At 54.0% G+C, this 26,990-nt stretch carries 25 protein-coding genes; 9 read left to right on the top strand and 16 right to left on the bottom strand.

Features of this window, described 5'->3' with window-relative positions; all coding sequences use genetic code 11:
• The first annotated feature begins 39 nt into the window (after window positions 1-39).
• Complete coding sequence (locus tag CLU84_RS19275) at window positions 40-1,032, top strand: DUF4365 domain-containing protein (RefSeq protein WP_099739486.1); 993 nt, start codon at window positions 40-42, stop codon at window positions 1,030-1,032.
• 291 nt (window positions 1,033-1,323) lie between these two features.
• On the opposite strand, the gene CLU84_RS22585 is transcribed toward CLU84_RS19275, so the two are convergent.
• The gene (locus tag CLU84_RS22585) at window positions 1,324-1,572 is read right to left on the bottom strand and encodes a helix-turn-helix domain-containing protein (protein WP_099739484.1); all 249 of its coding nucleotides are present in this window, start codon (window positions 1,570-1,572) and stop codon (window positions 1,324-1,326) included.
• Window positions 1,573-2,242: 670 nt separating this feature from the next.
• Here CLU84_RS22585 and CLU84_RS22090 point away from each other — a divergent pair.
• From CLU84_RS22090 to CLU84_RS19250, 3 genes are all read left to right on the top strand, one after another.
• On the top strand, window positions 2,243-2,827 hold the full coding sequence (locus tag CLU84_RS22090) for an HAD domain-containing protein (RefSeq protein WP_099739480.1): 585 nt from the start codon (window positions 2,243-2,245) through the stop codon (window positions 2,825-2,827).
• A complete protein-coding gene (locus CLU84_RS19255; RefSeq protein WP_099739478.1) occupies window positions 2,824-3,381 on the top strand; it encodes an HAD domain-containing protein in 558 nt (185 codons plus the stop codon). Before CLU84_RS22090 ends, CLU84_RS19255 begins: the two co-directional genes overlap by 4 nt.
• A gap of 61 nt (window positions 3,382-3,442) precedes the next feature.
• Complete coding sequence (locus tag CLU84_RS19250) at window positions 3,443-3,943, top strand: HAD domain-containing protein (RefSeq protein ID WP_099739476.1); 501 nt, start codon at window positions 3,443-3,445, stop codon at window positions 3,941-3,943.
• Between the two features lie 143 nt (window positions 3,944-4,086).
• Here CLU84_RS19250 and CLU84_RS19245 read toward each other — a convergent pair whose 3' ends face one another.
• Entirely contained in the window at window positions 4,087-4,767 is a 681-nt protein-coding gene (locus tag CLU84_RS19245) for an endonuclease NucS domain-containing protein (RefSeq protein ID WP_099739474.1), read from the bottom strand.
• A gap of 527 nt (window positions 4,768-5,294) precedes the next feature.
• Here CLU84_RS19245 and CLU84_RS19240 point away from each other — a divergent pair.
• Window positions 5,295-6,014, top strand: a complete 720-nt coding sequence (locus CLU84_RS19240; RefSeq protein ID WP_099739472.1) for a hypothetical protein — start codon at window positions 5,295-5,297, stop codon at window positions 6,012-6,014.
• Between the two features lie 73 nt (window positions 6,015-6,087).
• Here the strand turns inward: CLU84_RS19240 and CLU84_RS19235 are convergent, their stop codons facing one another.
• The 8 genes from CLU84_RS19235 to CLU84_RS19200 all read right to left on the bottom strand — a co-directional run bounded on the left by CLU84_RS19235 (window position 6,088) and on the right by CLU84_RS19200 (window position 14,514).
• Window positions 6,088-7,146 carry a Fic family protein gene (locus CLU84_RS19235; protein WP_099739470.1) on the bottom strand — a complete coding sequence of 353 codons (1,059 nt, stop codon included), beginning with the start codon at window positions 7,144-7,146 and terminating at the stop codon, window positions 6,088-6,090.
• A gap of 674 nt (window positions 7,147-7,820) precedes the next feature.
• Entirely contained in the window at window positions 7,821-8,783 is a 963-nt protein-coding gene (locus CLU84_RS19230) for a PDR/VanB family oxidoreductase (RefSeq protein ID WP_099739468.1), read from the bottom strand.
• Entirely contained in the window at window positions 8,780-9,850 is a 1,071-nt protein-coding gene (locus CLU84_RS19225; protein WP_099739467.1) for an aromatic ring-hydroxylating dioxygenase subunit alpha, read from the bottom strand. The genes CLU84_RS19230 and CLU84_RS19225 overlap by 4 nt, the downstream gene beginning before the upstream one ends.
• Before the next feature lie 26 nt (window positions 9,851-9,876).
• Complete coding sequence (locus CLU84_RS19220) at window positions 9,877-10,632, bottom strand: ABC transporter ATP-binding protein (protein ID WP_099739465.1); 756 nt, start codon at window positions 10,630-10,632, stop codon at window positions 9,877-9,879.
• A complete protein-coding gene (locus tag CLU84_RS19215; protein ID WP_099739463.1) occupies window positions 10,622-11,386 on the bottom strand; it encodes an ABC transporter ATP-binding protein in 765 nt (254 codons plus the stop codon). Before CLU84_RS19215 ends, CLU84_RS19220 begins: the two co-directional genes overlap by 11 nt.
• The gene (locus CLU84_RS19210; protein WP_099739461.1) at window positions 11,383-12,372 is read right to left on the bottom strand and encodes a branched-chain amino acid ABC transporter permease; all 990 of its coding nucleotides are present in this window, start codon (window positions 12,370-12,372) and stop codon (window positions 11,383-11,385) included. The genes CLU84_RS19215 and CLU84_RS19210 overlap by 4 nt, the downstream gene beginning before the upstream one ends.
• A 5-nt stretch (window positions 12,373-12,377) precedes the next feature.
• Window positions 12,378-13,241, bottom strand: coding sequence for a branched-chain amino acid ABC transporter permease (locus tag CLU84_RS19205; RefSeq protein WP_099739459.1), 864 nt, complete (start codon window positions 13,239-13,241; stop codon window positions 12,378-12,380).
• A 94-nt stretch (window positions 13,242-13,335) separates the two neighbouring features.
• The gene (locus CLU84_RS19200) at window positions 13,336-14,514 is read right to left on the bottom strand and encodes an ABC transporter substrate-binding protein (RefSeq protein ID WP_099739457.1); all 1,179 of its coding nucleotides are present in this window, start codon (window positions 14,512-14,514) and stop codon (window positions 13,336-13,338) included.
• Between the two features lie 205 nt (window positions 14,515-14,719).
• Here CLU84_RS19200 and CLU84_RS19195 point away from each other — a divergent pair, with 205 nt between their 5' ends.
• The 3 genes from CLU84_RS19195 (at window position 14,720) to CLU84_RS19185 (ending at window position 18,276) form a co-directional block, all read left to right on the top strand.
• Window positions 14,720-15,508: a GntR family transcriptional regulator gene (locus CLU84_RS19195; RefSeq protein WP_099740059.1), complete on the top strand. Its 789-nt coding sequence runs from the start codon at window positions 14,720-14,722 to the stop codon at window positions 15,506-15,508.
• A gap of 76 nt (window positions 15,509-15,584) precedes the next feature.
• The gene (locus CLU84_RS19190) at window positions 15,585-16,373 is read left to right on the top strand and encodes an alpha/beta fold hydrolase (protein WP_099739456.1); all 789 of its coding nucleotides are present in this window, start codon (window positions 15,585-15,587) and stop codon (window positions 16,371-16,373) included.
• Between the two features lie 808 nt (window positions 16,374-17,181).
• A complete protein-coding gene (locus tag CLU84_RS19185; protein WP_099739454.1) occupies window positions 17,182-18,276 on the top strand; it encodes a porin in 1,095 nt (364 codons plus the stop codon).
• 121 nt (window positions 18,277-18,397) lie between these two features.
• On the opposite strand, the gene folD is transcribed toward CLU84_RS19185, so the two are convergent.
• From folD to CLU84_RS19160, 5 genes are all read right to left on the bottom strand, one after another.
• On the bottom strand, window positions 18,398-19,282 hold the full coding sequence (folD, locus tag CLU84_RS19180) for a bifunctional methylenetetrahydrofolate dehydrogenase/methenyltetrahydrofolate cyclohydrolase FolD (protein ID WP_099739452.1): 885 nt from the start codon (window positions 19,280-19,282) through the stop codon (window positions 18,398-18,400).
• Between the two features lie 70 nt (window positions 19,283-19,352).
• Window positions 19,353-20,321 carry a tripartite tricarboxylate transporter substrate-binding protein gene (locus tag CLU84_RS19175; RefSeq protein ID WP_099739451.1) on the bottom strand — a complete coding sequence of 323 codons (969 nt, stop codon included), beginning with the start codon at window positions 20,319-20,321 and terminating at the stop codon, window positions 19,353-19,355.
• An 85-nt stretch (window positions 20,322-20,406) separates the two neighbouring features.
• On the bottom strand, window positions 20,407-21,267 hold the full coding sequence (gene purU, locus CLU84_RS19170; RefSeq protein WP_099739450.1) for a formyltetrahydrofolate deformylase: 861 nt from the start codon (window positions 21,265-21,267) through the stop codon (window positions 20,407-20,409).
• A gap of 14 nt (window positions 21,268-21,281) precedes the next feature.
• Window positions 21,282-22,628: an aminomethyltransferase family protein gene (locus tag CLU84_RS19165; RefSeq protein WP_099739448.1), complete on the bottom strand. Its 1,347-nt coding sequence runs from the start codon at window positions 22,626-22,628 to the stop codon at window positions 21,282-21,284.
• A 46-nt stretch (window positions 22,629-22,674) separates the two neighbouring features.
• Entirely contained in the window at window positions 22,675-24,429 is a 1,755-nt protein-coding gene (locus CLU84_RS19160) for a feruloyl-CoA synthase (RefSeq protein ID WP_099739446.1), read from the bottom strand.
• Between the two features lie 236 nt (window positions 24,430-24,665).
• Between CLU84_RS19160 and CLU84_RS19155 the strand changes: the two genes are divergently transcribed.
• Entirely contained in the window at window positions 24,666-25,142 is a 477-nt protein-coding gene (locus tag CLU84_RS19155; RefSeq protein WP_099739444.1) for a MarR family winged helix-turn-helix transcriptional regulator, read from the top strand.
• A gap of 338 nt (window positions 25,143-25,480) precedes the next feature.
• Here the strand turns inward: CLU84_RS19155 and CLU84_RS19150 are convergent, their stop codons facing one another.
• Entirely contained in the window at window positions 25,481-26,971 is a 1,491-nt protein-coding gene (locus CLU84_RS19150; RefSeq protein WP_099739443.1) for a restriction endonuclease, read from the bottom strand.
• Window positions 26,972-26,990 lie beyond the last annotated feature (19 nt).

The raw sequence follows: 26,990 nt of genomic DNA, 5'->3' as shown, positions 1-26,990 counted from the left end.
CAGCTGCTCCACCGTCAATAGAAGAGGTTCAGATATCAAATGGCTATCCAACTCACAGAGCGGTTTGGCGTTACCTACGCTGCGACAATCTTTGCTAGCTATGGATGGCTCTTTCGCGAGCAGTTCGTCCATGACTTTGGTATCGACGCTCATGTCGAAATATTTGATGCCGACGGAAGCTACCCCACGGGAAAGCTTCTGGCACTTCAAATCAAGTCTGGTCGAAGCTTTTTTGAAGAAGCTGGTCCATCCAGCTTCATCTTTCGCCCCGAACAAAAGCATGTCGAGTACTGGCTGAATCACACAATGCCTGTGCTCATGCTCTTCTACCATCCAGATGAGAAGGAGATGTACTGGCAGCAGGTCACTAAGGACAACCTGGCTAGTGCCGGCAAGGGCTGGAAATTAACAATTCCAACGTGCCAACGATTGATGGAGGGTGTTATTCCGCCTCAGTTCGCTGAGATGGTCCAACCAGAACCCTACATCCAACGACTCAATCGATTGCGTCTAGACGTTCCCTGGATGAAGCTGCTCCAGCAACGTAAAGTAGTTGTGATGGAGTTCGATGATTGGGCCAACAAATCGCTGCCACGCTATCAGGTGACGATGACCGGCGGTGGTAAGACTCAGCGTTGGCCGCTTTTCTATGCAGCAGGCAGCACCATCGAAGACTTGCTTCAGCACTTCATTCCCTGGGCGGACTATGGCAGCGACCTTGAGGCTTACAAAGAGTCCTTGGAAGGGAGCTGGGAAGCGGAATGCTACATGGGTACAGACCCAGAGACGGGTACGACCTACTACGGAGAAACCTTCGCTGAGTGGTATGAGCAAAGGCCTCCCCCTGGAAAGCTTGTCCCCATCGATAAGGATGGAGAGGTCCGGACCTATCGCCTGTTGCTTCAGCTCAATGCCTTCGGTCGCGCCTTCCTAAAACTGAATACCTTTCTTCACAAACAAGGGCGCATGGCGAAAGGCACCTTTACTGAGAATGACCTGCTGCTATCAGCAAAGAAGCAGCCGACCCGCTAAAAACTGCTCGGACGCGAAAGCCCTAGTGGCCAGACAGTCGGGCCAAAAAGCCGGGGCGATACAGTGGCCGAAATTTGGCTATTTGTCAGAAGAAATGAGTCGAACACTGAAGCCGTAGCTCAGAAAGGCGACTTAGACGCCGCCAAGAGAATGCTAATCGGGATGCACGCATCTAATTTGCATGAGTGCCAATAGGACGCCATGCAGTGTCTGCAAAGGGGCGTACAGGCAGGCCCGTATCGCGCCTCGGGATGGTTTGATACCAGCGCCCGCAATTGGCGACCCAAAGTACTAATTGGACTCATCAAACAGGTCACGAACAGAGACGCCAAGGCCTGCCGCAAGTGCCTCTAACGTTTCAAGGGTGACATTGCGCTCCCGTCGTTCGATGTGGCTGACATATGTTCTACCCAAGCCAGCCATGTAGCTAAGGTCCTCTTGCGACATCTGCCGTTCCGCTCGGAGGCGCACGAGATTTTTAGCTAGTACCTCCTTTGTTGAGACCGTCGTTTTCTGCTTTGGAAGCTTCGGGATGTACATCCCGACATGTTGTTGCAGCTCTCCTTATATGTCGACTTCATATAGAGCGGTGCTATATAGAAGGTTGCTGTATATGGTAGTGCTATATATGACACAATAGAGTGGTAGCTATTGTGGAATTTCATGTTTCTTTGCTTGCCCGAAAACCAGATTCCCTACCCGCATCAGAAGGTCTTTTTCCCTAACGGTGGTGGGTACTGGGGCAGCGTCGTCAAAGACTGTGCGGCGCCTATGTTCATTGCAACTGTCCAACCCAGAGGGGAGCCGATTTCAGAGCGAGTGACGGCCATGTTCCCGGATGTAGAGGCACTCCGTAGGCTTCGAAGCACCCAAGAGTCCTATCTGATTGTTGCGTTGCACTGCATCACCTACTCCAAACAGCAGACTAACTTGGCCATGCAGCCCATAGAAGAGGTTTGGGTCCGCCCAGGGCGCCACAGCGAAAAGTTAGCCCTAAAGACGTCTGACGTTCCAGACAAATATCTCGACGGCCACTCTATGAAGCCTGTCGTGAGGGCTGAGTCGGATGACTGGGTACCACTGTTCGAAATTTCCGGAGCTTCTGCAAAGAGGCGTTCACGAAATTAGTCTATTTCGAGTCCATTGGCATCGACTTGCTTGCCGGCGACGTGTCACACCCAAGTTATTGTCCTTTTGATTGGTTGAACTGATGACTTCATCGAAGTACGGACCTAACAAGCTTGCAGAGCAATGCAGTCGCGTCATTTTTTTAGACTTTGACGGAGTCCTGCATCCACCCCGAGCTATTGCAGGTGCGAGGCCTCCGCTTGAGCCGCACGAAATTCGAGCGGGATGGCCAGGCACCTTCCAGCACCTTGGCATCCTCGCGGACCTGCTGCAGAAGCATTCAAATATCGCAGTGGTTGTCAGCAGCTCCTGGCGCATCTTCTTGAATGACGCCCAGCTGGGAGAACTCCTTGCTCCAATTGCCCGCTGGTACGGTGGTTCCATTGGCAATCCCCAAATAGGACGAGACGTAGCGATACGTGCCTGGTTGGAGCTCAACGCCATCACTGACTACGTCGTGCTAGACGACAAACCTAAGTTCTTTCCGGGGCCGCCAGGTTCTTGGCCGACATTGATACTTTGTGAGAGTGAGACGGGGATATCGGACATCAGCGTCCAGCAGAAGCTTCGTGACTGGATGAACCTGCACACAGATAGCATGAGTACTGCAACTGAAGGAGAACTCCGACTCCTCGGCCAGGAGCCGCAGCGAGCTGAGCCTGTATGAGCCCCATCCTGTTCCTGGATTTCGATGATGTCATTTGCCTCAACAACCCATTTGGTGGCTATGACGCGTTAACTGCTTTGGATGAGGCAGCTCGGGCAGGTACACCGCTGTGTGCTTGGGATGAGCTCTGGACCAAGCTGTTCGACGCTCACGCTGTGTCGCATCTCAGGCTGGTGCATGAGGAGTTCTCTCCTCGGTATGTGCTCTCCACAAGTTGGCGCTGGTTTTTTGACCGAGACCTATTGGAGAGGACGCTAGAGCTGGGCGGTCTTGGCTTTGTCGCACAGGGGCTGCATCAGGACTGGACCACACCTCAAGTCTCGCGGCGGGCGCATCGGGCGGTGGAAATCAACAGTTGGCTGGACCTGCATCCAAAATGTGCTCACTCGTGGGCTGCGCTCGATGACGGACTCTCAGGCACAGGATTCGAGAACTGGTCGCGAGAACGGCGCCAATTCGTGGTTCTCTGCCAGGAGGGTGTTGGCTTTCAGAAGGACGAGCTTCAAAGCCTTCGGCATGCCTTTACGCTGCGAGGCATAAGTTCTAAACCTTGAAATCAGCGGCACCAACCGGCGTTCATCTGTACCTGCTGACCTGCCAGTAAGCCAGGCAAACATGTCAAAGACCATTCTGTACTTGGACTACGACGGAGTTCTGCACCCGGAGCCTGTGTATCGCCACCCGAGGGGTGGGATGTACTTCAGTGTCGACCATGCTGGTCATCGCTTGTTCGAGAACGCGGAGCTCCTTGTCGAAGCTCTGGCGCCATACCCGGAAGTCGCCATCGTCTTGTCTACTTCCTGGGTGCGCGTGCTGAGCTATTCCCAGGCCAAGGCTTACCTCCCTGAAGCCCTGCGCTCTCGAGTGATTGGGGCTACGTTTCACAGCGCGATGAACAAGTTCGAGTTCGATGCGATGACCCGAGGTGCCCAAGTGCTCGCGGATGCCACACGCCGCTCTGCAACTAGCTGGGTCGCCCTGGATGACGACGACGAAGGCTGGGGTGCCGCGGCATCCCCGCATCTCGTGCTGACAGAACGAACGTCAGGACTATCTGAACCTCAGGCTCTTAAAGAGCTGTCAGACAAATTGAAAGAGCAAATTAAGCAGTGGTGACTGCCTGCGGGTGCTGGCCATCGTTGACCTTCATTCCGTTCGGAGCTGACCGGTATGCTTGAGCTGACCAGCGGCTGCATGCGACCCTAACCAGTCATGGAAGGCGTTCCACAGCGACTGGCTGAAGTAAAGCATCTCCCTTTTTATACTGTCGCTGCTTCGAACACAAACTGCACTCGATACGTCACCAGTTTCAGTCCCGGAATTGCCTTGGCCGCCCACCTTACTGGCTCCGAAAATCCCGATGCGACCAAAATTGCCCGTGGTGGTTGGCCTTCTTTCTGCGCGTACCAGCCGATATAGCGCGCAATTTGTCCGATGGATGAGTCCTTTGCCTCGCCTGCCTTCAGTTCGATTATGACCATGCGGCCCTCTGCGTCCCTCGCGAGTAGGTCGAGCCTGCCAACATCACTGGTTTCTTGGCGCGAAACGAGCGTCAGGCCAGGCTCCAGAACGTCAAGGTGACTAACTATCTGGTCTTCGAGGTCGCGCTCGAGGCTCAAGCTGCTTTCGACATATTCCGTTAGGGCTTGCGGCGTCGACTCATCGACTACCGCCGCGGCCAGCTCACCAGTTTCAATGGACTCATCCAGGGTGAAGACTGCCCGACCTGCTTTGAAGTTGGGCGTGGCTCGTCGTCCAGCATCAAGCCAGTACTTTGCGTGCGGCTGGCTTGACGCGTTGTTTGCCCACCATGCCGGATATTGCTTGGCCGAGGCTGGCAATCCGCCCGGCACGATTCTGTCCAGCTCGTCGAACGTCAGAATGACTTGCGCTGCTGGGTTAGAAAGCAGTACGGAAGTGAGCTGAGCGTATCGGGACATTTGGGCCTCATCGTTTATATAGAAGATATTGTGAGTAGCTTACAGGTTGAGGTCATCCCAGAGTGTCTGCTTCTGGCCGAACTCAGTCGGTTAGGAGCAGTAGCCTGGTCAGCCACAGCCGGCCAGTTCAACCGGAATATACAGACTGCCATGGTAGGAACACTGGCACCATGTCTTCAGCTTGGTCCCGTTAGCTCAGTAGTTGGCGGGCGATGCTGTGGAGTTTTCGTAAGCAATCTGGAGGGACCGCACATCGACTCAGGCGAGCAGGAACCAGGCGAGTATTGAGGTCCTAGTTGATTTCTTCGTCAGTAAACCTTTGAGCGGTTGCTGAGGACCCTGTAATTTGCTTGAAGTCTGCTCAGGCGTTTCCTATACTTTTAAGCGGAGCCGACTCGCCGGCTCGCCCGCCCACGGTGGCCAAGTTGTTCGCGACAGCGTAGTAGTTCCGGGTTGTGGTTTGACCAACGGGTCATCCAGGCTCAATGTGTGGGCGCATTGTGTCAGGGTGACTGTGGGAATAAATCATGACCAAGCGCCTTCCCCCCGCTCGTTTGGAGCAACTCAAGCGTTCAGCTAAACGCTTGGCTCGCGAGCAATCCATCCCCCTCAATGCAGCCCAGAATCGGTTGGCTTTAGAACAAGGCTATGCGAATTTTTCTTTGCTGGTCAAAGACAGCCGGGCCAAGAACAACACGAAACCTCAGCCAGTGGGGGTATGTCCTGTCGCTGATTTCGAGAGTTTTGCACGCGACTGCTTGGAATGCGACTCGAATGAGGGGCATCCGTGGAGGTATTTCAATCCCCAAAGTGGTCGCTTCGAGACTCTCGAGGAGGTGTTGACCCACCTGAACGACCTACAACCCACAAATGCGTTCTTGCAGCAACTGCTCGCTCCTCCACGCACGGCGATGAAGTCTCTAAGCCTCCTGCAGGCTATGCGCCCGATGCGTTTGAGGCGACCGCGCATGAGTGTTCTGCAATCATCGAAGCGTTACAGGCTGGGATACATCGAAAGGTTTAGCAGTGAGAGTCAACGAGTGGTTGAGTTGTCACGAGATGCCCGTATTCGATTGGCTTCGGGCATGGCTAACTCGCACGTAGCGCAAGAGCTATCCCTCGATGACATTCACCAAGCGTACTATTCCCAGCCACCGCAAGAGGAAAGTTTGGACGAACTCCGTGAGCCATTAGACCGCGATGAACACCCTGATAAGCCGGTCGACGACAACGAGCTTGGTGAGTAGTCTTGCTATGGGTGGTCGAGTTGACTAGCTCCTTCTGAGCATTCGCAGACCTCCAGCGAGAACCTTGATGCGCTCACTGGTAAAAGCTTTGCGCGGACTGGCGATATACGAACTCAAAGAGTTCTGCCGCGGCTGTCACGTCCTGCTTTTGATAGATACCGCTGAGCGCCAACTCATAGTCATCTCTGGGCACGCCTTGAAACGACAAAGGAGCACAGTTCTTGTGTAGCAACGGGATGTTGGCAGCCAGGCGAGCGGTGGAGCCATTTCCGAAATTGAATGCTTGCAGGTACGACAAATTGACCCAGGTGAAGAACGCCGCCTCAATAGGGTTGTGTATTTGTCGCGCCTTGTCGCTGATGGACGCCAGCAGCGAATGCAAGACTGCAGGGTCGTGGCAAGGAGCGTAGTCGCAGCCATAAATAGGCAGCGTGCGGATGCTGCCTATGAGCGGTGCATCCACTAGGTCCCGCATCAGCAAGGCTTGCACGTCGACAATGCTCTCAACGGATATGTCCTGCTCCGGCGCATTGACCTTGATGTAGTCGATGGCATCCTTGTGATTGAGAAGTACCAAAGCATCCCTGCTGAGACCGGCTGGGTGAGGTTGCCTGTTTAGGACCAGCTTGGCGTCATCAAGTCTCATGGAGATGCCATCAAGACAACCAGACGACCATGCAAGTTCCTCAAAAGGTTGCTGTGCTGCTAAACCAGGCTTGGGTTGCACAGGGCACGCTTGTCCGTAATAGCCTGCATGGAACAAATACAGGGCTAGCTGTGGCGGTAGAAGGCTGCACAGATTCGGGGTGTAGTCAGTCAAGAAACTTGCATCGTACTGAAACTGTGGGCGCGTAGTCGACGATGTGCTTAATGTCTCAAACAACGCCGTTGCTGTTGAAGACCATTGCCGGCCGGCCTTTGGAGGCTCGTTGGGGTCGACCCCTGCGAGGTAACGCGTCGAACGCCCCTTGCCCTGAGTTTCCAGTAGCCCAGTCTCGGCCAAGCTTTTCAAATCGCGATTGAGAGAGGCTCGTGAACTCGCAATGGAGTTCATCAATGTGCTTGGCCGGACAGGGCTGCGGGCAGCCTTTACCGCATCCAATATTGCTTTCTTGCGCTCTGAAATACTCATACGCCAATTGTGCGCCAAGGTAGTGCTGGACCGCCCGTTTCTTCATGGTGATTGCCGGCCAGTCCTAGCGCTTCATTGCACCGCTGTGCCAAGGAGTGCAGGCTGTAGGTGTACCGATATATGAGTACAAATTGGGTACTTTTGTACTGATAGATGAGTATGTCAGAGAGCACCCGAGAGTTCGGTGCTGTCCCGCCTGCTACCCAAGTAGCACTATATAAATTGGAAGTGGACCAGGCCTTGATGCGGCTAGGACGAAAGGAGTCGCTGCGGAGTTGGGCCAGCCGCATGCGCGTTCCGTGGCAACGCTGCAGTAGCTTGAAGCCAGCGACCCGTCTGTGAGCGTTGGAATGTAGCTATGGCTTTGTAGCTCATGAGCCGAGATGGTGCGCTCCCCGACTTAGTCGCTCCTCAAAACGACCGTGGTGCCATGGAGCTGGAAGTCAAGGAAGCAGCTGCCTTGGAATGATTAGGGCTCACAGCTTCAGTGGCGGCACGTTTGCGTTCGAGGAATAAATCGAAGCTCAGAAAGACGGGCAAGGCCTGAAAAATTCAGGTGCTCCGCTAATGCGGAGAATCATCCCTTGCCCTACTCACGCCGCCAAAGTTGTTGTGTTCGATGAACTAGGCCTTGACGGGCGGCAGCCGGCCTTCTCTCAGAGATTCAAGCTCCATTAAAGGTCCAAAACAAGAATCTTAGACTTGGAACGTGAGCAGCAGGGCAAGAACTTGTCGTTGCATGCCTGTTCCTCTGGGGTGAGAAACATATCCCTATGGTCTGGCTCGCCTCGTAGAACCCTTGTTAGACAGGTTCCGCAGATTCCTTGCTCACAAGAGGTCGGGATTTCAATGCCGACGGCCGCAAGCGCTTCGACGACCGTTTGCTCAGGGCCAACTGAAATCGATTGACCAGAGCTGGCGATTTGCACGTTAAAGGTCTCGTCAGAATCCAGCCGCACAACTTCGCCAGTGAAGAATTCATAGTGAACGTTCCCTTCAGGCCAACCCATATCACTGGCAGTTTTGATTACTGAATCCATGAAATGGCGAGGCCCGCAGACGTACAAATGGTCATCTGGCTTTGGAGCACGGAGCAATTCTTCGAGCTCTAGCTTTTGGCCGTCCGGCTCTTGGCTCCAGTAGTGCGAAACTGAAGAAGCAAACGTGGAGGTGCGTATTTTTTCCAGGAATGCAGTGCGCTTGCGTGTTCGCGTTGCGTAATGCATTGAGAAGGAGCGCCCCGCTGCAGCTAGGCTTTGGGCCATGCTTAGGATGGGGGTGATGCCGATTCCGCCAGCAACTAGGACTGAGTTGCCTTCTGTTCGCAGTTCGAAGAGGTTCCGTGGCGCGCTAATAAGAATTTCGTCGCCGACCTTTAACTCATGAACTGCAGCAGACCCGCCTCGCCCTTGTGCGTCGCGTAGAACCGCAATCACGTATCGCGTTCGTTCGGATGGTGCATTGCATAGAGAGTACTGACGGATAATTTTTTCCGTTAAGTGCACGTCGATATGCGAACCTGCAGCAAAGGCCGGAAGCAGGCTTCCGTCCATCGATACAAGTTCAAGGCTTCGAATGTCTTCGGCCTCATCTGAGACCGCAGCCACCCGAACCTTGAGAGTCAACTCGGAGCTCACGCTAGTTCCTTTACCTGGCCATTGTCAGATGCCGTTTGTTCATCGGCGATGATGCGATTCACCGCGCGACGCATATGAACTCGTGCCGCATCAGAGACGATGTCAACTAGACGGGTCTCACCAGTTGCCTCTAGCGTCTTTTGCTGAGCTTCAACGATTTGCTTGTCTTCGTTAAACGCGATGCTGATTTCATTAAACAGTTCTTCTGTGGCCGCTGGGTCATCTTGGCGATAGCCATTTGCCGTTGACCAAAAATAGAAGCATGTGCTCTCTGTCTCAGGGGTTAACCCATGAAACAGTCGCAGCGAGAAACCACTGCTCTGGTCGCGATTCTCCATTGCATTCAAGCCCACATTGAGTGCTCCGCTCCACTGCATGATGTTGCCTGGCACAACGTACTCGAACTCTTGCCAGCGGTCTACGCTCTCGCCCAAGCTCGGAGCGGCTCGCTTGTATGTCGGAGGAGGTGGACAGTCCTGCATCCAGCGGATGTAGTGCAAGCCTTTGGGATTTGGAGTGACGTTGGTCTTCGCTTCGACAAGTGCTTTGGGATTGCTTCCACCGATGGTCGACTTGTGCACATAAGCCAGATGGGTCATGTCCATCAAATTGTCCACGAGCAGCATGTAATTGCACTTCACATGGTAGACCTCATGTTTGTGCGGCCACTTCTTGTAGTCGTTGTGGAAGGGGTAGTCGATGATGAGTGATTCGTCAGCCTTTTCGGGCTCCCCCATCCATATCCAAAGGAACTCGTCTTTCTCGACGATGGGATAGGAGCGAACCTTGGCTTTTGTAGGAATCTTTGCTTGGCCGGGGATACGGACACAAGAACCGGCGCAGTCAAAAACCAGTCCGTGATAGCCGCACTCAATGCCTCCATCTACTACTTGGCCAAAGCGCAGTGGCGTTCCGCGATGACAGCAGCGGTCCTCAAGAGCCCCGACCTTGCCGGTGTGTGCATCGCGGTACATAACGATGTCTTCGCTGCAAATGGTTCGAGGGAACGGTTTGTCCTTAACCTCGTGGGCCCATGCTGCGATGTACCAGGCGTTTTTGATAAACATGTTTTTTCTCCGTGGCGATGAATTTGCTATGCGAGCTGCGATTGAGCTGAGCGCTCAATACTTGAGGAGGCATTGCTCTTGAGGCCGATGGCGCTGCCGAGCAACTCTGGTTGGTTCTTTAGCTCTTGAGTTGTGCCCCAGAAGGCCGGTTGACCTCGCTCTAAAAGAAGAATGGAGGTCGCGAACTCTAGGACGAGTGCGACATGCTGCTCAACCAAAATGCAGCCGAGTCCGCGCTCCGACGAGAACTTGGTTAGGGAACTCATCAGCTCCTGTGCAACAACTGGTGCTAGGCCTTCCAATGGCTCATCGAGCAGCAGGATGTCAGGCTGTCCCATCAATGAACGAGCGATGGAGAGCATCTGTTGCTCGCCGCCTGAAAGCTCATTCCCAAAGTTGTCGCGACGCTCATGTAGGCGAGGAAAGATGGCATATGCGTCCTCGAGACGCGCATCTGGGCCTCCTTGAAGGCCCGTGCGCAGGTTGTCTCGCACGGTCATCGATTTGAAGATGTCCCGTGTTTGCGGTACATAGCCCAAACCTCTACGCGCTCGGTCAGGAGTGGGCAACGAACTCACGTCGATTCCGTCGAAAAACACTTGACCGCTGATTTGCTGGGTCAAGCCCATTGCTGTGGCTAGGGTTGTTGTTTTACCGGCGCCATTTCGGCCAATGATTCCAACCCGTTCACCTCGCCTGACGGACAGCTCAACGTTCTCCAGAACAGTCGTTCCGGCATAGCCCGCTACGACGCTTTGCAACTTGAGTTCATTAATGGGCATGCTTGTCTCCAAGGTACAAGCGCTGAACGCGCTCATCTGCTTCGATATCCTTGGGAGAGCCCTTCATGAGGACGCTACCTGCAACAAGGACAGTGATTTCATTGGCAAGCCTGAACACTAGGTCCATGTCATGCTCAATGAGTAGTACAGCCAAGTCCTTGGGGAGTCGCTCAACAGCCTGGACGATGACATTGCTCTCGCTTTGTGGAACGCCGGCAGCAGGTTCATCAAGCAAAAGAACGCTTGGATTTGTGGCAAGAGCGAGAGCGAGTTCAAGGAGCCGTTGCTCGCCATATGCCAACTTGGTGACGCCTACTGATTCACGGTCGTGCAGCCCCACCGTCTTTAGCGCGCCATAGACCTGCTCGTCGAGGTCCGTTTCTGAACGTACATCCCGCCAGATGCCAAGTCGCCGCCCACTGCTTTGCAGGATGGCTAGGCGGACGTTGTCCCCAATCGTCATGGGTTTGAACAGCCGGGTGATTTGGAAAGAGCGCAATAGTCCTAGACGAGCTCGTTTTGCTTGGTCTAGCGATGTCACGTCCATGCCCTGCAGAGCAATGCTTCCGGACGATGGACGCAGAGCGCCAGAAATTAGGTTGATGAGGGTTGTCTTGCCTGCACCGTTTGGTCCAATCAGAGCTGCGCGAGCACCGCGTTTCAACGTGATGTCCACGTTGGTCGTGACGTGCAAAGCTCCGAAGCGTCTGTTCAAACCGCGAACTTCAAGCGCGTTCTCGTTTGATTTGTTCATTTGTTGGCTCCTTTAAAGCGTTGCGCGAGAGCGGCGATGGCACCAGTGATGCCGCCAGGCATGAACAACACAACGACGAGAAGCAGGCCGCCAATCACAAACATCCAGCGGAAAGGGTCAACCGCCGCGGCATAGTGGTGCACGACCATGAAGGCAAGCGTTCCGACGATTGCGCCCCAGAGTCGTCCGGTTCCGCCTAGAACCAACATGACCAGCACCTCAGCTGAATGTGAGAAACCGAGACTGGTGAGACCAACGACTTGCGTTATTTGTGCTGACAGAGCACCGGCGATGCCGGCTAGCGCGCCACCGATTGCGTAGACGATGGTTAGGTGTCGATTGACGCGGCAGCCAAGTGACGACATGCGCTCACGGTCCTCCCGAATACCGACCGTCGTTAAGCCAAAAGGTGAACGTACTAGTCGACGTAAAAAGGCGAAAGCCAGAATCAGAACTGTCAGAGCGTAGAAGTACCCGGTTTGACCAAGGAAATCGAACTCAAATTTGCCAAAGAGAGGGCTGGTGGTGATACCCGAAAGGCCGTCATCTCCACCAGTCAGGGTGCGCCATTTACTCGCTACCTCTGCCAGTAGTTGCGCAATGGCGAGAGTAATCATCACCGAGGTCAGTCCGTGGCTGCGTAGTACTAGTAGTCCGCTTATTGCGGCGACCACTGCCCCGGCCGCCGCGCCGACGACAAGACCTACCAAGGGGTCCCCTGAAACCTTCACGGCAAAGATTCCCGCCGCGTATGCGCCGACGCCAAACATCGCCGCGTGACCGAGCGTCACGATGCCCGCATACCCGAGAACTAGGTCCAATGAGAGTGCAAATAGGCAACCGATGAGAATTCGGGTAGCAAACCCAAGGTCCTCAGGCATGACATAAAAAAGCAGTAGTCCAGCTATGCATAGCCCGACTTCTGGGAGAACAGAGACTGCCCGAGAGGCTTGGCTCTGCTTTTGAGCAACAAGAACGTGTTCCATAGTATTCAGTGCGTACGCCCAAATAGACCAGCTGGTCGCCATGCCAAAACGGCGAGCATCGTGGCGAAGAAGAGGATGGAGGAGAGGCTGGGAACCAAATACTTCGCGGTGGTTTCAACCGTCCCGAGAAGCAGAGCAGAAGCCATCAGACCGAGGGGACTGCCGACACCGCCGACTGCGACGACTGCCAGTAGAACAACCAGATACTTCAACGGGTAGTAAGGCTCAAGCGGCATGAGTTCTGCACCAATGACGCCACCCAGAGCAGCTAGGCCAGCGCCGAGACTGAACGCAAGAACGTATACACGTGAGGTACGAATACCAAGGGCTCGTGCGGCACTGCCGTCTTCGACGGCAGCTCGTGTTTCGATTCCAAAGCGAGTGCGGTTGAAAAGCCAGACCAGGCTGACCAAAACTGCGACCCCAGCAATGGTTGCTGCAATACGCTGTGCTGGAACGACTCTGAATCCCAAGTCGACGGAGCCGCGTAGATAGTCGGGCAGCGACAGAGGGGTGATTGCGTTCCCAAAAAGTACGCCCATGCCAGCGATGCCGACGAAAACAAGGCCAATTGTGAAAAGAACTTGGTCTAGGTCGCTTCGGTCCTGCAAGCGGCTGTATAGCAATCGCTGTAGAGGCCATGCGGCAAGTGCCACTAGCGATACCGACATGAGTACTGCTATCTCGTAACCAAGCCCTTGCGACTTCATGAACCATGCGGCGCCATAGCCGCCTGCCATGGCGAATACGCCGTGGGCCAGGTTGACAAAACCCATCAAGCCCAGAGTGATTGAGAGTCCAATGGAGATGACAAACAGCACCATTCCGTAGGCGATGCTGTCAATGAGAATGCTTGCAATAAGGCTCATGAGAGCCTCCTGACTAAAAAGTGGGGAGCTGTGTATGGGCGTGTTCATCCAAGGCACCGCCTAAGAGCGGCGCCTTGTGCATGGATTTCGCTATTTATTTCTTCAGTTGCAGACCGTAGTCGGGCTGCGCCGAATAGGTCTTCGTTTCTCGGTTCACATATTGACCGTCGGGTTGCTTCTCTACCACGCGCATGTATACGTTCTGGATTACGTCGCGTGTTTGCGAGTCAATCTTCATTGGGCCACGCGGACTATCCCAAGCCATGCCCTTGACCGCTTCGATGGCCTTGGTTCCATTCGGAGTGCCTCCAGTCGCTTCAATCATCTTGTAGATGACATGCGTTCCGTCAAACGCAGCGACGGTTGCTGGGTTTGGAGTTGCTTTGACTTTGGCTAGTGTTGCAACGAAGGCCTTGTTCTTGGGGGAGTCATGAACAGCTGAGTAGTAGTAGCCGGTCTCGAGCTTCAATGCAGACTCACCAAGCGCCTGCAGGTCGGACTCCTGAGTTTCGGCGGTACCAAGGAATCGCACGCCCGCCGCTTTAAGTCCGTTGTCGTTAAATGCCTTCACAAAACCGAAGGTGGGTGGTCCAAAGGGCAGGAATGCGAACAGCGCATCAGGTTTGAGCGCCCGAACTTTTTGCAAGAATGGGCCAAAGTCGGTTGCGTTCAGAGGCATCCGAATCGACTCGACCACTTCGCCTCCACCTGCCTGAAAGGTTTGGCGAAATGCGTTTTCCGCATCCACCCCGGGACCGTAGTCAGACACTGCCGTCACGACACGTTTGACCTTCATATCTAGCGCGTACTTGGCCACCGGCACCGTGACCTGAGGAAGCGTGTTTGAGGTTCTGACAAAGTAGTCCGACTTACTCAGAATCATCGAGGTCGACGCGTTGAAAATGACCGTCGGAACCTTCGCGCTTTGGATGAGTGGAGCTACTGCTAAGGCATTCGGCGTGAATACAAAGCCGCCCAGGTACTGCACCTTCTCTTTGACGATGAGCTCTTGCGCCAGAGCCTTCGCGCGCTCCGGATTAGGGCCCTCAAGGTCGCGATACACGAACTCAACGCGTGTAGCTCCAGCCTTGTCTCCATTCTGCGCGACGTACGCCTCAACACCCTGACGAAATGGGGTTCCAAAGGACGAAGCAAATGGGCCGGAGAACGGCCCCACGATACCGACCTTCACTACCTGCTGAGCTTGGGCATTGCTGGCAATCAAGCACGTGGCTAACGTCAGTATGGGAAGTATGTGGGCGTTTTGTCTCATGTCTGTCTCGCTTTTCTAGGTCATGGCTCTGGGTGTCAATCCTGCATCAACGTATACGTAAATGATGGATTGAGCCGAAATGTATGCCCAAAGAAGAAAAAATACTAGGGTCTCAAGCTATAAATCGGCAATTTCAGGGAAATCACGTATACGTTGCGTATACGCTGATGGTGCGTTTGCCATCCTTTTGACGCACAATGTCGGCATGGCAACACAACCATCCACACTCTCGGCTGTCGCGGAGGACAGCGGTCAGCAACCTCAAACCATTCGGGCTGTACTCGGCCTTAGAGGTCTCATCATTGAAGGCGCTCTCCAGCCAGGAGCCCGGGTGCTAGAGCAGATGCTGGTTGACCGCCTCGGCGTCTCACGGACGCCCGCTCGCATAGCGATGCTTCGGGTATGTGAAGAAGGCTTGATTGAAGAACTTCCCACAGGTGGATACGCTGTAGCCCGCTTTTCCGAGGAGGACGTGTTCGATGCGATTGCCATTCGCGGCAACCTTGAAGGGATGGCAGCACGACTCGCCGCTGAACGTGGGGTATCGCCAAACTTGCTAGCCAGGATGCAAAGCTGTGTTGATGACCTGGACGAAGTTATTGCGCGGCTGGAGACTTCTCCGGACTTGACTGATTACGTTCGCTTGAATGATTACTTCCACGACCTTTTGCATGAGGCCGCGCAGAGCCCGATGCTCATGCGCTCGCTGGAGCGAATTGTTGTCTTGCCATTTGCTGCGCCTAACGCATTTGTGAGCGTCACGCAGTCGGACAGTGCGGCAGTGCGTGCGGTGCTCATGGTCTCCCAAGAGCAACATCGAAGCATCGTTGATGCCATTAAACGACGAGAAGGTACTCGGGCAGAGTCCATCACGATGGAGCATTCACGCTCTGCTTGGAAGTACCTGAAGCTCATTTTGAACGGCGGCGACTCCAAGTTGCTTCTGCCAGGTATGAATCTGGTAGTGCCCAGCAAGGCTACCGGCACTCGCTAGAACCTTAACCATATTCATGTATTAACCGCACGGATTTAGTCCGTGGGGCAGCCCCTCCTCAACCCAAAAAAGCCATATGCCACAACTCATTTCCAATGGTGCTAGTCACTACTACCGGCTCGAAGGTAATCCCTCGCGGGCACCTCTTATCCTCGTTCACCCCATTGGAGCGGACCACTCGCTTTGGGATTTAGCCATTCCTTACTTGCTACCTCACTTCCAAGTGCTTCGCTACGACCTGCGCGGCCACGGTGGTTCGATGGCCACACCTGGTGAGTACTCTGTGGATTTGCTCGCCAACGATTTATTGAGACTGGCTGACGAAATTGGCTGGAGCAAATTTTCTGTGTGTGGCATCTCCGTCGGAGGAATGACTGCAGCCAGAGCCGCTGCTCTAGCACCGGAGCGTATTGAAAAGCTGGTTGTGTGCAGTGCCTCAAGTCACATGCACGCGCCACCTGGAGGTTGGGATGCGCGAGCAGAAACAGCACGCACCGTTGGCCTGAACGCCCTGGCTACATCAATGGTTGAGCGAATGTTTTCGGCGGAATTCAGAGCAACTGGCAATCCGCATATCGATACGCTGCGCACGGTGTTTTTGACCACACCTCGGGAAGGCTATGCATCGACAGTTGCCGTGTTACGAGATACCGATTTGCACGACACGCTGCCTCAAATTAAGGCGCCAACGCTGATTGTTACGGGCAAAACTGACCCTCTGGTTCCCGCGTCAGCAGGCATTGAATTTAAGAGTGGTATCGCGGGCGCCCGGCATGAAGAGGTCGATGCCGGACACTTCCCTCCAGTGGAAGCGCCTGAACAATTCGCAAATGTGCTGACCGAGCATATTCTCGGTTCGAGATAGTGCAATCGACTTCGTTGTGGATGAAGACTACAAGTCAGATTTGGGCCTGAAAGCGGGAATTTTTGCCACGCATGATGGCCTTCTTGTTTCTCTCTCGAAATGGTCTGCTCTCTGACTTTAGTTGGCAGAGTCACGATGTCGATGAAGGCCTATCGCTCTCATTGGTCATGCCAGTTGCTGGACTGAGCCGTTCAGCTTGCGGCGTTGGCCGCCCTTGTCTACTACCTGCATGTGCTGAGACAACCTTCCATGAGTGGAGCCAGAGCACAGGTGAGTTGATGCTGAACCCTGGACATGGGTTCAGCGAAATCGTTGATAGAGCAAATGGTCGAAATAGGGCCTACGGTGACACCACATTGAGACCCGACTTTGCATCGAGGTAGCGTTTTTCCTGAAGGGAAAGCACTAGGAGAATAGTCCTTTTTTTTGTTGAATTAATTATAAAAAATAAACAAAATTTGTAACTCAATAAGTTATGAATAATAAATATTCATGGGGCCGCTCCTGACACACCGACAGTTCATGCGGGACTTGCGCTAGCCCGAAAAAGGACATTGCCAGCCGACTTCATGGCGTAACGACGCCTAGGCGTCTCGATAGCTTCCACAAGAGGTCTGAGCCGTAGTTTTCCGCAAAAAACACGTCAGCTGTGCCCGTGGCACGGCTGGGCGGAGCGCGCTCAAAAAGCATTCATGAAGCCACGACAGAACGTGGATATCCAAGTAGTTAAAGGAGAGGAGGACGAATCCACAAGTAGCAAATTCAGACGATTTTCAGAAGTACAAAGATTGATAAAACGGAGACAAAGTTGATTAAAAAAATTGCAAGCACCATCGCATTGGTGAGCCTGGGTGGGGTCACTCATGCGCAATCATCGGTCCAAATTTACGGAATCATGGACACCGCTGTCGAGTACATGAATAACGTGGGAGCGACAAAAACCAGCCTTACACGCATGCCCAATTTGACAGGTAGCGTTCCTTCCCGCTTAGGGTTCCGCGGTCGCGAGGACCTAGGGGGAGGGCTGAGTGCATCCTTCATATTGGAAATGGGTATCGGCCCCGACAGTGGCGCCTTCAACCAGGGAGGACGCGGTTTTGGTCGCCAGTCAGTTGTTAGCTTGAACGGCCCTTGGGGTTCACTGGGATTGGGGCGTCAATACACCATGCTGTTCTGGTCTGTGCTCGATGCAGATGTCATCGGCCCGAGCTTGCATGGAATGGGCAGCTTAGATAGCTATTTCCCCAATGCGCGTACCGACAATGCGATTTCTTACAAGGGGACATTCTCAGGTCTTACGCTGGGAGCTACCTATAGCTTCGGCCGCGATGCCGTCAATGCTGGTCCTAGTCCCGGTGGCACTAACTGCGCAGGCGAAAGCAGCACTGACTCCAAGACCTGCCGTGAGTGGTCCGCCATGGTCAAGTACGACACGGCGTCGTGGGGTGCTGCGCTGGCTCACGACGAGCTGCGAGGCGGTCCCGGCGCTTTCGCTGGGCTGACCAGTAGCGACAAGGCTGACAAGCGCACCATGCTCAATGGCTACGTGAAGGTTAGTGGTGCAAAGATTGGTGGGGGCTATATGCGCCGGAAGAACGATGGATATGTCGCGTCACCACGCAATGATTTATGGTTTGTGGGTGTGACCTACCCAATGGGACCATGGACGGTAGATGCTCAGTACAACCAGCTCAAGTACAAAGACAACTCGGACAAGGGACAGTTGGTAGTACTGCGCGGTACTTACAATCTGTCTAAGCGTACTGCGGTCTATGCATCGCTGGGCTATGTGAAGAACAGCGGCAATGCTGCTTTCGGAGTCAGTGGCGCTCAGGCGGGAGGAACGCCTATGCCTGGTGTCAATCAGACGGGCTTTGGAGCGGGCTTACGTCATAGTTTCTGAGAAAGGGGGACATAACAGGTGTGGGCAGCCTGGTGGCCCACACTTGTTTGTTCTTCCGCTCAGAAGCAGCTTCATGCTTAGCGGAAATCAGGCTACTAACTCGAAGAGTTTCTGCGACGTTTTAGATTGCAGGCAGTGTCTCTCCCCGCGACTGGGTAGCAGCTACGAGGGTATTTCGCAGCAAACATGCAATAGTCATCGGGCCTACCCCGCCTGGGACTGGGGTGATGGCTCCTGCCACGTTGGATGCTTCGTCAAAGGCAACGTCTCCAAGCAGTCGTGTACTTCCATCAGCTGCACTAACGCGATTGATACCGACATCAATGACGCAAGCTCCAGGCTTAATCCAATCACCGCGTATGAACTCGGACTGCCCGACCGCTGCAACCAGAATGTCCGCCTGCCTGACAACTTCAGGCAAGTCACGCGTCCTGGAGTGAGCAATGGTCACTGTACAGTTTCGTGCCAGCAGTAGCTGAGCCATCGGTTTGCCAACGATGTTGGAGCGGCCGACAACAACTGCATTAAGCCCATCAAGCTTGGGATGCACGCTCTGGATTAAAGCCATCGCACCATAAGGTGTGCAAGGTACCAGGCCCTCCATTCCACTGCTCAAGCGACCAACGTTCACAGGGTGGAACCCATCCACATCTTTTTCGGGCAGGATGCTCTCAAGTATCACTGCGGTGTTGATGTGCTTGGGGAGTGGAAGCTGCACGAGGATTCCATGCACTGCATCGTTCGCATTCAGTGAGGCAATGAGCGCCAAGAGTTCCTGCTCGGAACAGCTCGCATCGCGCTTGTACTCGTAGGATGAGATTCCGCACTCCTCGCTTTGCCGCACTTTGTTGCGTACGTATACCTCGCTGGCGGGGTCATTTCCAACCAGTACAACCGCCAGCCCTGGGGCCTTGCCGTGGCGCTGCGTCCATTGCTGGGCCGCTGCCGCGACCTTTGCTCTAAGTTCCGCCGCTACGGTCTTCCCATCTATTTTCTTTGCTGCCATTCAATATGCTCTTCACGCTGTATAGATTGCCGGAGCCCACCTTCTTTAAGGTGGACCCGTTGGCGAATGCCTAGTCATCAAGAAGGAAACCTGACTCCTTCACGATTGGAGCCCAATGGGCTGATTCGCTACGGATGTCCTTAGCCAACTGAGCTGCTGGCAAATAGTCTTGCGTCAGAAAGAGCTTCTCAATGCCCTCTCGAACAGCAGCGGTGGCCATGGCTGCTTTGATTGCGGATTCCACCTTCTGGGTGGTAGCGGCAGGCATTGCGCTTGGTGCCAGAACACCAAACCAATCAGTTGTTTGTATGGGGTAGCCCGACTCTGCGAGGGTGGGCACGTCCGGTAGATGCTTCATCCGCTCTGGACCAGAGACAGCCAAGACGCGCAATCTGCCCGAGCTGACATGAGGCATCTGTGCCGCCGGAGGGTTAACGCTCATCGCAATTTGTCCACCAATCAAGTCCTGAACGGCTGGTGCATCGCCTTTGTATGAGACGTGGCTTAGATGGACGCCGGCAGCTTTGCCCAGCATCTGTCCGACGAAGTGTGGTGTAGAGCCTTGAGCAGATGACCCATAGAAGGCCAAATTCGGATTGGCCTTGAACCAGGTGATTAGGTCCTTCACTGTCTTAACGGAGGTTGGAACCTTGGGGCCAACGCCAATGAGCTGCGGGAATGTCGCGAGTCGTGCCACAGGCTTCACATCGCGTTCTGCGTCATACCCAAGTCGTTTGTATGTGTGCGGGTACAGTGTGACAGCCACGTTGGGCGTGACCAGCAGGGTCGTGCCGTCGGCGGGCGATGACTTCAGTATCTCAACAGCTACACGTCCAGCTGCACCCGCGCGGTTTTCCACAAGTACCGGACCATCGAGCTTGTCTCTAAGGCCTTCCGCCAAAACTCTGGCAAGTACATCAGATGAACCACCGGGGGGGAAGCCGACGAGGATACGGATTGGCTTTCCCTGAGCGTAGGTCGGCAGCATTGCTGCAGATGTCCAGGCCAGTGCACCTGCTATCAAATCTCTTCTCTGCATTCTTGTCTCCTGTTTATGTGCTTGCTAGTTAGGCCCTGACCAGGTCTATGGGTGTTTCCCCACTTCCAGGCTCAGGGACCTTGAGTCACTCGGGGAACACCACGGTCTTCGTGCCGTTACGAAGCACCCGGCCTTCAACGTGATACCGAACTGCTCGCGCAAGCACGCGACGCTCAATATCTCGACCTTTTCGAACTAACTCATCTGGCGCATGGCGATGGCTGATACGTTCGACGTCCTGCTCAATGATGGGTCCCTCGTCGAGGTCAGCTGTCACGTAGTGAGCAGTAGCGCCAATCAACTTGACGCCGCGTTCGTGCGCTTGGTGGTATGGACGGGCGCCCTTGAAGCCAGGAAGAAAGGAGTGATGGATGTTGATGCAACGACCAGCCAATTTGCTGGCCATGTCATCTGAGAGAATCTGCATGTACCTTGCGAGCACCACGAGCTCTGCATTGACGTCTTTCAGCACATCCAGAATCTTCGCTTCCTGCTCAGCTTTGCCGCCAGGAGTCATTGGCATATGGTGGAAGGTGATACCACTTAAGTTGAGGTTGGGGTAGACCTCCACTGGGTGATTGGAAATCACGGCCACAATGTCAATATCCAGGTCGCCAGACCTCCAGCGGTACAACAGGTCTGCCAAGCAATGGTCAGCCTTGGATGCCAGGATGGCGACGCGTTGGCGGACCGCCGTATCTCTTACGTCCAGGTCCATCTCGAAGCGCTGAACGAGCGGCACCATGAGCGCCGTCATGTCATTCCGGGTGAACTGCTGCTCGCATTCGACGGCGATACGCACGAAGAACATATCTGTCTCCGTATCGTCGAACTGTTGTGAGTCTAGGATGTTGAAGCCGGCCTCAAACAGCTTGCTAGACACGGCGGCAACGATGCCTGGCCTGTTTTTGCAGGAGAGGCGCATGACGAACTTTCGCGTTTGCATGAGCATCTCCTCTATCAGATGTAGGAAGGCAAGTCCGCCACATCTGCGCGACGGTTATCTTTCTTGAAGGGGGCGGGGGCTACCTTGGCTCGAATAGCCTTTTCGCGTTGGCCCTTCGCTCCCCAGATAACCACAACTTCGGTTCCCTCTTGAGCGAACTCCGCGTCGATAGTGCAAAGAGACAGCATTTCGCGGAAGTGATAGCTGTAGCAGCGCGAGCTCGTAGCGCCAACCACTTTGCCAAGGACCTCAACGCGGTCGCTCTGGAATGTACCGAGATAGTCGCGTGGCAACTCCATGGGTTGATATGGACGCTCATCTTTCCTGAAAAGGGATGCGTGTACATCCATGACGTCTTCACTGTTCCATACGAGCGTCACAATGACTCTGGTCCCCTCTGAAGACATCTTCTCGAGTGCTTGGCGACCAATGAACTCATGGTCGAATTTGACGTTGCGTCCCCAGCCCAATTCGTATGGATTGCGATGCAAGTCCCGGGGGCTTTGCACCAGCGCGCTACCACGATGGTTCTGGAAGAATTTCAGTGGGCCAACGCCACGACGACTGGCAAACCAGTCATGGAAATCGGGAGCACCCTCAAATGCAGGAGCATAGTCAATCGTTGGTGTCGGGAAGCACGCCTCTACGTGATTCACCAACTTCGTGCGACCGCCGAGGCGCCTGATTCCAAACTCTTCGCCAGCGTTAAGTAGCAAGTTGTAGATTTGAACTGCATGCTCTGCGGAGCCGTGTAGCTCATATCCCAGCTCGCCGGCCATGCCCTGCCTCAGGATGTCGAACTCCAGATTCTCGATGCTGCCCTTGCGAAAGCGCATAAAGCCGATGTCCCGCACGCTTTGCTTCATGGCCTTTTCCACGACAAAGAGCGCATTGGGACCTTGAATTTGGAAGATGAACTGTTTGTCTGTGAGGTTGGTCAGTACTGCGTCATAGCTTCGACCGCCAGAGTTGAACTGATAGATGGCCCATGGAACGCCTGTCCCGCTTGTGAAGAGGAACGACTCTTCTGCTTGTCGCATGAGTACTCCCTCACCCATGACGTTGCCTTCAACGTTGCAGAAGATGACGTGCTTGGCCTGACCTATGTCGAACTTCGTGAAGCTGTTCACCGAGATGTCGGAGAAAAACTGGAGTGCTTCTGGTCCACTCACCTGTATTTTCAAGAGTGGAGACCAGTCGCCGATGTAGCAGTGGGTTTTCCAGGACATGCTCTCATCAACCCATCCGGAGTACTCCGCAGCTTCATAGTTCGTGAGAAATCGTGTGTAGGTGATGACGTTTGGGTCAAAGGGAACTTCGCTAACCAAATTGATGGTTTGAGGGGCAGCAGGAGAGGGCATATTGAAGACTGAGTGAGGAAGGAGAGGGGAAGCTGGAGAAGAGATTTCAGGCCTGAATGACTTCAGGCTCAGGAGCGTCTGCGTAGAGGCGCTCAACGTCTGCAGCACGGTGACGCAGGACTGCACCTTGGTTGAGGTACGCCTTGTCGTTAATTTCGCCTGCATCAAGGGACGCTGGTTCTGTAAGTGGCAGCAGCCGCGCGACGATGAGTGAGCTTCCTTGCGCGCCAGATGACAAAACGTGCAGGGCCTCGCGGAGCCTCGTCTGAATTTCGATAGTTGATAGGCTGGCAGCGATGGATGGGTTCAGAAATACGAGTGCACCAACCCAGCTCCTGTCATGACCTGTAATTGCGGCATCCTGAATCAGACCCTTTGCTGCTTCTAAAAGTCGAACTCGCAGAGCGCCGACATGCACCCAAGTGCCAGTGACCAACTTGAAGTCCTCCGTGACTCGGCCGTCAAACATCAGGCCCAGTTCAGGAGCACTGTCCTTGACAAACTTGAGACCGTCTCCAATGCAGTAGAAGCCTTCCTCGTCGAACGCCTGTTTTGTGAGTTCTTCTTGCTTCCAGTAGCCCGGCGTAATGTTTGGTCCACGTAGCCTTGCTTCCAATTTCCCAGCCGTTGGCACAAGCTTGACCTCGCAGCCAGGCACAGGAAGGCCGATTACTCCAGAGGTGCTTCCGGGATAGTGGACGGCTGTAGCCATTGGAGCTGTCTCTGTGGAACCCCAAGCCGATACCAGAGCCATGTCTCCGTTTCGCTCTTGTGCCGCAAGCTGCTCATAGCCAGCCCACACATGCTTTGGAAGTGACGCCGCTGCATAGAAAACTATCTGACACTTCTTGAAGAACGTTTGACGAAGCTCTGCGTCCGATTCGAGATGCGGTAAGAGCATTTCCAATCCGCGTGGCACATTGAAGTACATCGTCGGAGAGACGTCGCGAAGGTTGCGCAACGTTACGTCGAAGAGGCCAGGCAGCGGTTTGCCACCATCGATGTACAGAGTCCCGCCGTTTGCCAGAACCATGTTGAAGTTGAAGTTGCCTCCAAAAGTGTGGCTCCATGGAAGCCAGTCAACAACAACGGGTGGGGTCTCTGCTAGAAATTTCCAAATCTGAAGTACCTGCTGCTGATTGGCCGTAATCATTCGGTGCGTATTAATTACGCCCTTTGGTGCGCCCGTTGAGCCTGAGGTAAACAGAATTTTTGCTATGTCAGTAGGTTGAACCTCTGCATTGGCTCGCTCGGCAGTGCCATCTGAAGGCTCAGCAAGCAATTCTTCGATTGAAGTGGCAGGCATAGCAATTGCCTGTAATGCTCTTTGGTACCGCGTAGGGTCCGAGACGTAAACGAGCCCTGGACTCACCTGCTTGGCAATATTCCGAAGCTTTTCATGGTCCTGACTCAAGAGCGAATATGCCGTCGAGACGACAACCAGCGGCACGCCGACGTAGCTTGCTCCTAGTGCTATCAACGCATGGTCCACGCTGTTTTCCGAGAGAACCATCACAGGTGCGTCAACACCCAAGTTTCGGCGGACAAGCGCTTGTCCAATACGTTGTGCGGAATCCAAGGCTTCAGCGTAGCTAACTCGCCTCCATCCATCGCCCGAGCGTTCAGCAACAAAAGTCCGGCTGGGGTCGAGTTGTGACCACTTATGTAGCCATTCGGAAGCACAGCGAGCTGTATTTCCCAATTGGTGTGGGGACCTTAGCAACAGCGAACCGTCGCGTCGCCGTTCGATGGCTGCGAGTGGTTCAGCAAGACTGAGAGCCGGACGAAGCACTTGAGACATGCGTATTGAAACCTTCAAATCTGTGTTGACCGAGTTCGAAATCACTATCGGAATTTTCGAATCGTATGTCTGACATACGATTAGAGCAACACGTTGAAGGAGCTTTTGCTTTATGGATTCCCCTAGAGATTTCCTATCGTATTTGTGGGCAATTTGTGAGCCGCATCGAGAGCTTTGGGGTCAAAAAAGGACGACAACGAGGTATCCACTAGCAATGATTCTTGGTGGTAATCTCAATGGATATGACCAATCAACGAGAAGCAAATGGGTGTCTAGAAGGCAGTGAACTGGGGGACACCGGAGACACCCTTGCATTCCATCTGTCCCGTGCATGGATTCGTTTTCACAACACCTATGCCGACGCACTTCGACCCCTTCAGCTCACGCCTAGCAGGATGTTGGGCTTGGCTTATCTCGTTTACAACGATGATGCTGACCAAGCCACGCTTGGTCGAAGCTTGGGCATTAACAGGGCGTCAACAATGGCTCTAGTGGACAAACTGCAGGCTGCTGGATATGCGGTGCGTAAAGAGGGCGCAGATAAGCGCACGCATGCTCTTGCTGCAACGGCTCAGGGACGGGTTGCCTATCGAAAAGGGATGGAGCTAGAGCGGCGCATCGAACAAGCCCTTCTGCAGGGGATATCGCGTGCGGATGTAGAGCATTTGCGATTTTGTTTAGCCAAGGTGGCATGTAGCGACGCATCAATTTGAGCAGCTCTGCTTAGATTTTCTGCACGTCGTCATGGCACCTATGTCGCAATTCGCAATTACGCTCAATTGCCGTTTGTGAAGTGTAAGTAAGCTAGGCGGAGGCTCGCTTGCATCTTCAGCTGCTTAGCTCGGCTTGGTCGGGCGCTTGGTTTGTCAGCGATATCAAGCAGACTCACCGAGGTACTCACGCATATCGCAAGAGCCTCTGAGAGCTCAGTTGTGATTCCGATGGGGTGGGAGTGCATCTCCATCAGGTGCACAACAGTAGAGCCTTCGAGCTAACCTAGGTAACAGCAACTGGGTGCTCGAATCCGTCGTACAGGTCAGCCGTCAAGCCTCTACGCCATTTTCGTTAGCGGATGCTGAAGGAAGTGCTGTTTCAGCACGTCGGAGACTGCTTTTTCCTTCAGGCTGGATGCGTATAGTGCCACTTCTGCTCCGCTTTTCCAACTGATTGGACTTTTGGTTCGCTGCTTTTTCTCTTTCTCGAGCAGTGCTTGAGCATCTTGTGTAAAAACGCCAGTGGTCCAAATCTCAAAGCTGATATGAGCCTCGCGGTCGCGATTTCTTAAATGGCTCTGCACAACTTTCAGCTTTTTCAGCCAGTGCTGAACCTCTTCAACATCCACCATGCCCCCGGGCTCTCGGGCTTTGCACTCGATAGCGACGAGCTCTTCGCCCTTTTTCTTTACTTTGAGTACGTCGATATCCGCTTGCTCTTTGGTTTTAGGGTCGGTGGCTCTCTCCCCAACGTCGACGGACACAGCATCCCTGCGCGCCAGGTAAGCCACAATCAACTCAAAAAGAGGACCTCGAAGGTTGTGGGAGCGCCCCTCGATGTCTGCCAATGACCTTACAAGGTCAACGATTCGATTGGAATTCTCTGCTGAGGCATAACTCGCGACTCTTGTAAGAGTCGCTAAGAGGCTTTGCAACGCACCACTCACCTTTCTTCCAAACAATGCGGTTGGTGTTGCCATCATCACACCGGCTGCGTGACCTGATGTCAGGGCTTTGCTGGTGAAGCCATCAGCGACCAAAATTGGAAGCACAGTGCCATTTTTTAAGGTTGCGTGAAGAGCTCTCGCTTTCCGTAAAAAATAACGGATGTGGTGCTCATTCAAGATGCCATCTGAAAAAACATCAGCCACAAGAAATCCTGGCTCAGCCTGGTTCCCGCGCCTGAGGGGCAAAAGATAGCTCGGCCCAGAAAGGTCAAACTGAAATTGCTGGACCGGAACGCGTGACGTCTCACCGCGAATAGCAATTTGGTTGTAAGAGGCCAGTCCGATGTTGCGAGCCCATTCTCGCAATCCGTCGAGAATGACTCGCTCAACGGCATCACGGGCATGCAGGCCGGGGAGGTCTGGTACGAGCAAGTCGTATGGCCGAACGTGAATGTGCTGTCCTTTGCCCGTATCACCTTGACCTACCAGACCTGACTCCATGAGCCTTTGGAGGACTGTGTCTGATGTCACCTGCTTTTTTATGGGGACTGCGGTTGCGCCGCTTATAACGCCAAAGTCTTCGGAAAGAACGGCGCCCTTTCTAGCTATCAAGCCATCCAACGCCATTCCGTAGACTGAGCCAGTAGCTCGGAGGTCTCGGTGCAGTGAACTCCAGAACCGCTGAGACTCGCGCTCTTGTTGTAGATATAAGAACCGTGTGCCCTTAGGGAACAAGGGCACAGGGAAAGAACGAACAGGAGTTTTAACTCGGGAAATTCGTTTTCGCGCAGCGTCAGGCAGGACGCCGTGGCCTTCAAGCCAAGCACTGATGGTTGACGCAAGCTGAGGTCCAGAGTCCTCCAAGTATTGCTCGATATCCATTGCGCCCTTCCTGATGTCA

Source organism: Comamonas sp. 26, assembly GCF_002754475.1.
Classification (GTDB): Bacteria; Pseudomonadota; Gammaproteobacteria; order Burkholderiales; family Burkholderiaceae_C; genus Comamonas.
Note: the sequence above shows the minus strand (reverse complement) of the source record. Positions and strands in the feature narration are given on the sequence as shown.